Annotated in this window: 5 protein-coding genes and 1 pseudogene; 2 read left to right on the top strand and 4 right to left on the bottom strand. The window is 63.1% G+C overall.

What is annotated here, in order from left to right; all coding sequences use genetic code 11:
- Window positions 1-13 precede the first annotated feature (13 nt).
- Together F1542_RS02790 and F1542_RS02795 are read right to left on the bottom strand one after the other, a co-directional pair.
- Window positions 14-1,198, bottom strand: coding sequence for a serine hydrolase (locus F1542_RS02790; protein WP_193731696.1), 1,185 nt, complete (start codon window positions 1,196-1,198; stop codon window positions 14-16).
- Window positions 1,199-1,256: 58 nt separating this feature from the next.
- A complete protein-coding gene (locus F1542_RS02795; protein WP_193731697.1) occupies window positions 1,257-1,412 on the bottom strand; it encodes a hypothetical protein in 156 nt (51 codons plus the stop codon).
- 52 nt (window positions 1,413-1,464) lie between these two features.
- On the opposite strand from F1542_RS02795, the gene F1542_RS02800 reads away from it, so the two are divergent.
- Complete coding sequence (locus F1542_RS02800; protein ID WP_193731698.1) at window positions 1,465-2,928, top strand: sodium:solute symporter; 1,464 nt, start codon at window positions 1,465-1,467, stop codon at window positions 2,926-2,928.
- A 30-nt stretch (window positions 2,929-2,958) separates the two neighbouring features.
- On the opposite strand, the gene F1542_RS02805 is transcribed toward F1542_RS02800, so the two are convergent.
- The gene (locus tag F1542_RS02805; RefSeq protein ID WP_193731699.1) at window positions 2,959-4,704 is read right to left on the bottom strand and encodes an oleate hydratase; all 1,746 of its coding nucleotides are present in this window, start codon (window positions 4,702-4,704) and stop codon (window positions 2,959-2,961) included.
- Between the two features lie 226 nt (window positions 4,705-4,930).
- Between F1542_RS02805 and F1542_RS02810 the strand changes: the two genes are divergently transcribed.
- Complete coding sequence (locus F1542_RS02810; RefSeq protein WP_193731700.1) at window positions 4,931-6,355, top strand: DUF2252 domain-containing protein; 1,425 nt, start codon at window positions 4,931-4,933, stop codon at window positions 6,353-6,355.
- A 60-nt stretch (window positions 6,356-6,415) separates the two neighbouring features.
- Here the strand turns inward: F1542_RS02810 and F1542_RS17040 are convergent.
- Window positions 6,416-6,528, bottom strand: a pseudogene (locus F1542_RS17040) (IS5/IS1182 family transposase); the annotation flags it as partial.

The raw sequence follows: 6,528 nt of genomic DNA on the forward strand, positions 1-6,528 counted from the left end.
TTCAGGCAGCCCCTCAGCCCCGTGGCGGGATCAGCGCAAGGGCCGCCGCCGTTGCCACGTCATGACGCAGGTGCACGACATTGCCATGGCCATCGGGATGGAGGCGGCTGGTCAGGATCAGGACATAACTGTCGCTGCCGGGATCCAGCCACAGCGACGTGCCGGTAAAGCCGGTATGGCCAAAGGAACCCACGGGAAACCTGTCCCCCCGGACAGAGGAATAATGCGTGGCGATATCCCACCCCAGCCCGCGCAGGTCGGTCCTGCCCTGTGGCTGTTGTGCGGTGGTCATCAACATGAGTGTGTCCGCTCGCAGCGGATAGGCGGATGGTCGGCTCGCGCGCCGGTCCAGCAGGGCCTGCGCGTACAGGCACATGTCATCAGCCGTGGAAAACAGGCCCGCATGTCCTGCAACCCCACCCATGCGCCGCGCCGAGGGGTCATTGACCTGCCCCCGCAGCATCTGGCCCCGTTCATCGGTCTGGGTGGGGGCGATGCGCGCGGACCACGTATCGGGTGGCAGGAATCGTGACTGTCGCATGCCCAGCGGTGTCAGGATAAAGCGCGTGGCATAGGTATCCAGCGTCATGCCGGACAGTTTTTCGACCAGGAAGCCCAGTGTGATGAAATTGATGTCGCTGTAAACGAACCCGCTGCCCGGTGGCTGTTCGGGTGCGGTTTCCATGGTCAGGCGGAAGGCGGCATCACGTCCCTGCCACGGGTGGGTCAGGTCCAGGTCGGGCGGCAGGCCGGAATAATGGGTCAGCAGGTGCCGGATGGTAATGGTGGCCTTTCCCGCGGCGGCAAACTGCGGCAGGTAGCGTGAAACCGGGTCATCCAGCCCGAACCGCCCCTGTTCCCACAACTGCATGACACAGGGCGCGGTAATAACCGGCTTGGTCAAGGATGCCATGTCGAACACCGTGTCCCATGTCATGGCTTCGGGCGCGGGTGTTACGGCACGCCTGCCATACACGGCCCGGTGCACGACCTGCTGGTCGTGGCCTATGGCGCAGACCACGCCGGGCGCTTCGCCCCGTTTCACGGCCTGTTGCAGCCTGCGATCCACATCGCGCATGTCCGGGGCAGGTGACTGGCCCGCCTGCGCGTGGGGCGCGCAGGCTGCAAGGGTTGCGGCACCCGTCAGCATCAGGACATGGCGGCGCTTCAGCCCGGGGGCGGCTGGAAAAACATGCATGGTGCAAAAGGCCCGTTAAAAGACGGCATGCCGGATGCCTGATACGGGGACGATATCATTATCCCGCCCGCAATGACAACGATCCGGCCGCCGCGCCAACCGGGGACGGGGCAAAAGCCATGACATGACGGTGCCGCAGCATGCCTGACCGGTTTTCATGCACGATGGGAATGCGCAGGCTGTCCCGGTTCTCCGGGTCGTCCGGGGCTTTCATATGGCCTCGGTCTGGTCATATGGTCTTTACTTCGTTACGTGATGGAATCCGTATGTCCGCGATCGATCTTTCGGTTATCTGCATCTATTGCCTGAGCCTGCCCTTCATCGCGTTCGCCCTGTCGGGGCGGCAGGATTCCGTTTCCACCTATGTTGGTGGCCGGCATGACCTGCCGTGGTGGGCCATCTGCCTGTCCCTTGTCGCGACGGAAACCTCCACCCTGACCATCATCAGCATACCCGGCATCGCCTATGGCGGGGGCATGGTGTTCGTGGGGCTGGGGGTAGGGTATGTCATCGGGCGTGCGCTGGTGGCGTGGCTGTTCCTGCCCCATTATTTTTCCGGGCACGTGGGCAGCGTGTACCAGTATCTGGGCCAGCGTTTCGGGCAGGCGATGGAGCGTACCGTATCCGTCACGTTCCTGATTACGCGCGTGCTGGCCGAAGGGATTAGGCTGTTCGCGGGCATGCTGCCGGTTGCCGCCATCGTGTCCGCCATGGAACTGCCGTTGCCGCAATGGCTGGTCATGGTGGTGATTGTCGGGCTGACGCTAGGTTACACGGTGCTGGGCGGCCTGCGGGCCGTGGTCTGGTCCGATGCGATACAGCTGGTTGTATATGTCGTGGGGGCGGCGGCCTGTGTCGCGTTGCTGTACCATCATGCAACCGGCATGCAGATCCATATGCTGCGCCATTCCAACCGGTTTCACCTGTTTCATAAATCCCGCCTGTATTTCCTTGATCCCTATACGCCGTGTGCCGCCATGATCGGCGGGGCGATCATGGCCATGGCGTCACATGGGACGGACCAGCTTCTGGTGCAGCGTGTCCTTGCGGCGCGAAGCCTGGCGGATGCCCGAAAGGCGCTGGTGGGCAGCGGTGTCATGGTGGGCTGCCTGTTCGCGCTGCTGTCGCTGGTGGGCATGCTGCTATGGGCACGCAATGACGAAAGGTCGCTGGCCGCCATGGGGCTGCCGACGTCGGATGCATTGTTCCCGGATTTTATTGTGCATGGCCTGCCCCACGGGCTGGCGGGACTGCTGGTTGCGGGTCTGCTGAGTGCGACGATGGGCTCGCTTTCCGCCACCCTCAACGCCATGACCAGTGCGACCTTGCTGGATTTTGCCGCCCCCTGCCGGGCCATGGCGCGATGGGTGCGTCTGTCGCCGCTGGGCTTCGCGCGGCTTGTGACTGCGCTGTGGGCTGTCGCGCTGGTGGTGGTGGCGCTGGGGTTTGCCCATAGCCATGGTCCGGCTGTGGTGTTCGGCCTGTCGGTGGCGTCATGCGCGTATGGTCCCATGCTGGGGGTATTCGTGTTTGCCCTGTTCAGCAGGCGGGCGGACAGGCGTGACGTGCTGCCTGCGTTCATCGCGACGCTGGCCGTGGTGTGTGGCGCGATGCTGTTCTGGCGGCCCTATGGGCATGCCATCGCCTTTACGTGGCTGGTGCCGTTGGGTGTCGCCATCATGATTGCCTGCGTGGGGCTTGCGCGCGGCATCCGGCAGGGACGGGCGTGACCTGACCCGTCCCTGCGGCGCCCGGCGCGATCAGATCAGCCCGTAGCGTTCAAGCAGGGTGTCCACTTCCGTCCCGCCCGTCAGGTGATGGATCAGGGTCGCGGCCGGTATTTTCTTTCCGTCGCGCATTTCCGCCGCTGCCTGCACCAGCATGCGCACGTCATACACACTGCCAAAGACTTCCGGCACGGCACGGTCGATATCCAGCAGCGTGTAGACTGCCTCCATCGCGGTACGGACGGAATATTCGGTCGTGAACACCGTATCGCGCGGGGTTTCGGCAAACTGGCCAAGGAAGGCGAGGTTGACGCTGCCATCGGGCACCACCTTCGGCCTGTCACCCACGGCGCGTGGCATGAACTGCGCGGTGATGAAGGGCATCATGCATGGGTGGGTGATGGCGCCCGTGGCCGCCATGTCGTCAATCTCCGTCTCGGGCACACCCATGTGGTACAGCCATTCGCGGGTGATTTCCTCGCCCGTGCAGTCCTGCATGGGTTTCTTCACGTAATTGCCCGGCACGTCGCTGAAGAGGCCATACAGCCAGGCCACCATCTGGCCCTTCGGCTGGCCCTTGAAATGGGGCTGGCGGCTGACGACCCAGCTCATGAGCCATGCGGAGTCCGCGATCGTGATCGGTCCCCCCGTCACGGTCCGGCCCGAAAAGGGATCGCGTCCCGTCACCCTGTGCACCAGGGCCGGGATGCGGGCATCCAGCGTTGTGACGGTGGCGGATTCCCAGCGTGATTTGGTGGTGTCGCCACAGAATACGTCCGGCTGGCCAAACGCCGGGTCCTGTGCCGCGATATTGCGCCACAACTGCCAGACATTGCCCTGCGCGATTGTGGCGTCAATCGGTGCGGGCGTATGGTGGTCGCCCCAGCGGGAGTTTTCGACCATGGAGCCATTGGTGACGAACACCAGATCCCGCGCGCCGACTGCGGTGCCGCCCGCCGTGCCGTTTTCAAGCCAGTCGATATGGGTCGCCACCTTCTTCACGCCCGCTGTATCGACGCGCACATTGGTCACCTGCACGCCGTGGCGGAATACCACGCCCTGATCCGCCAGCCACGTGGCCAGCGGCAGGCTGAGGGATTCCTGCTGGTTGAAGCGGGTGAACTTCAGCGTATGCAGGTCCTTCAGCCCAAGGATCTGGTGCACGAAACGGGCAAGGTAGCGCTTCATCTCGATCGCGCTGTGCCATGTCTCGAACGCGAACATGGACCGCCAGAACAGCCAGAAATTCGACTTCATGAAATCGGCGGACAGGACATCGCTGATCGTCCTGCCGTCCAGCTTTTCCTCATCCGTCAGGATCAGGGAAATGATTTCCCGTCGTGCCTTCCCGTTCAGTTTCAGGCTGTTACGGTCGGGCAGGGGCTGCCCGCACCCGCACATGGCCCGCACCGGGCTGGAGGATGGATCAACGCGGTTGAGGCGATAGAACTCATCCAGCACCGAGGCGCCGGGCACCTCCAGTGACGGAATGGAACGGTACAGATCCCACAGGCACTGGAACTGTTCCTCCATTTCCCGGCCGCCACGGATCAGCCAGCCGGTTTCGGCGTTGCCCGCGCCATCCAGCGCCCCGCCATCGGCGTCCGATGCTTCCAGGATGGTAATTCGTGATGGCGTCATCCCCGCATCGCGGATCAGGAAGGCGGCTGCCGCCATGCCGCCAAGGCCACCCCCCACGATCCATGCCGATCGGGTGTCGATACCGGCCGGTTTTTCGGGGCGGACGAAAGCTTCGAAGTTACTGTGGGCATAGCGCATGGAATTTCTGCCTCTTCTGGGGCCGGCCGTGGCCCGGGCGGTTGGTCGGATTTAAAACCCTGCCGTTTATAGCAGGATTTTATGAAAATAACGTCGTTGATGTGTATCAATCACCCGGTGGGTGGCAGGGATGCGGGAATGGCCCGTGCGCAGGCCGTCATGGCCGCCGCCGTGATGCAGGGCGTGTGCTGCTGACACAATATGTTAAAAATGGTATTGTCATGGCATGGATCATGAACACGCCGCCATCCGTACCATGCAATGGGACCACCGCAGTCTTGGCCGCGCGCAGCGTCACGCGCGCGGCGTGGCCTTGCGCCGCAAGACGATGCGCGCCCACCATGCGCAATGGCATGCGCCAAAGGGGCGGCCTGACCCGGTTGAGCTGCTGGTCCGGCAGGGGGAAAGCCGGATACGCGACCTGCTGCCGGTGCGCTATGGGCGGATGATGGCCTCGCCTTTCGCGTTCCTACGCGGGGCGGCGGCTGTCATGGCGTCCGATCTTGCGCATACGCCCGCCGCAGGTCCGCGCGTGCAGGCCTGCGGGGATTGCCATCTGGCCAATTTCGGCAGCTATGCCTCGCCCGAGGGTACACCGGTTTTCGACATCAACGACTTTGACGAAACGCTGCCCGCCCCGTTTGAATGGGATATCAAGCGCCTTGGCACGTCGCTGGTGCTGGCCGGGCGCGAGGGTGGCCTGTCGGAAAAGAAGGCGCGTAATCTGGCGGTATCCATGGCACGGACCTATGCCGTGGAAATGAAGCGGCTGTCCCTGCTGTCCCCGCTGGAGATCTGGGGCAACCCCATTGACCTGTCCGCCGCCATTGCCGCGTTTTCGGACCGCCACGCGCGGGCGCGGGCTGAAGTCCTGTTGCGGGAGCGCATGGACAGCGCGCGCTGTCATTATGGCCTGATAGATGCGGGCGGCGGCCTGCCATCGCTGTGCGAACATCCGCCGCTGGTCATGCGCCTGCCCGCGCATGAGGACACGATCCGCCATGCCTTTGCCCGCTACGTCGCGACACAGCCAGCCGAACTGGCGGTCCTGCTGGACCGCTACGTCCTGCGTGACGTGGTTTTCAAGGTGGTTGGCATTGGCAGTGTCGGCACCTTCTGCGCCATCGGCCTGTTCGCCACGGCGGATGGGGAGACGCTGCTGCTGCAGATCAAGGAAGCCCAGCAGTCGGTGCTGGCGCCCTTTGCCGGGGCATCGCTGTTTCATAACCAGGGCCAGCGCGTGGTGGTCGGCCAACGTATCATGCAGGCGGAAACAGACATATTCCTGGGTTGCACGCATACCCGGTCCCAGCCTGATGCGGACCCTGTGACACCAGACCTGTCCGGGGCGGGGCGGCAGTTTTACGTCCGCCGCCTGAAAGATGCCCGGCTGGCCGCCATCGGGGCGGCTGTAACGCCCGAAGGACTGGCCGATTACGCACAATTATACGGCAGGACGCTGGCCCGCGCGCATGCACGTTCGGGGGATGGCGCCTTCATCAGTGGCTATCTGGGCAAGGGGAGGGTGTTTTCCGATGCCATAGGCTGTTTTTCCGCCCGTTACGCGGACCAGACGAAAACCGACTGGGTACGGTTTACGAAGGCCATCAAGGCGGGGAAAATTCCGGTTTCCCATGATGGCAGCCCCTGATAATCATTCCTGAAACGGTAAAATACTATTTTAAAACAGTTTTCTAGGGTCTGTTGGGAATTAACGCGAATTGATGATTGCAGCGGTGAGATAAATCATCGCTGCGAATGATCTGTCGGTCTTGTCGCTTCGCATGGCGATGCGCTTGAACTCCTTGAGCTTGCAGAAGAAGT

It is taken from the genome of Komagataeibacter sp. FXV3 (assembly GCF_015155755.1).
Taxonomy (GTDB): domain Bacteria; phylum Pseudomonadota; class Alphaproteobacteria; order Acetobacterales; family Acetobacteraceae; genus Komagataeibacter.

What these genes read in the sequence shown, in the direction of transcription:
- F1542_RS02790 (WP_193731696.1), bottom strand. Translation starts at nt 1,198, where the DNA reads ATGCATGTTTTTCCAGCCGCCCCCGGGCTGAAGCGCCGCCATGTCCTG.
- F1542_RS02800 (WP_193731698.1), top strand. Translation starts at nt 1,465, where the DNA reads ATGTCCGCGATCGATCTTTCGGTTATCTGCATCTATTGCCTGAGCCTG.
- F1542_RS02805 (WP_193731699.1), bottom strand. Translation starts at nt 4,704, where the DNA reads ATGCGCTATGCCCACAGTAACTTCGAAGCTTTCGTCCGCCCCGAAAAA.
- F1542_RS02795 (WP_193731697.1), bottom strand. Translation starts at nt 1,412, where the DNA reads ATGAAAGCCCCGGACGACCCGGAGAACCGGGACAGCCTGCGCATTCCC.
- F1542_RS02810 (WP_193731700.1), top strand. Translation starts at nt 4,931, where the DNA reads ATGGATCATGAACACGCCGCCATCCGTACCATGCAATGGGACCACCGC.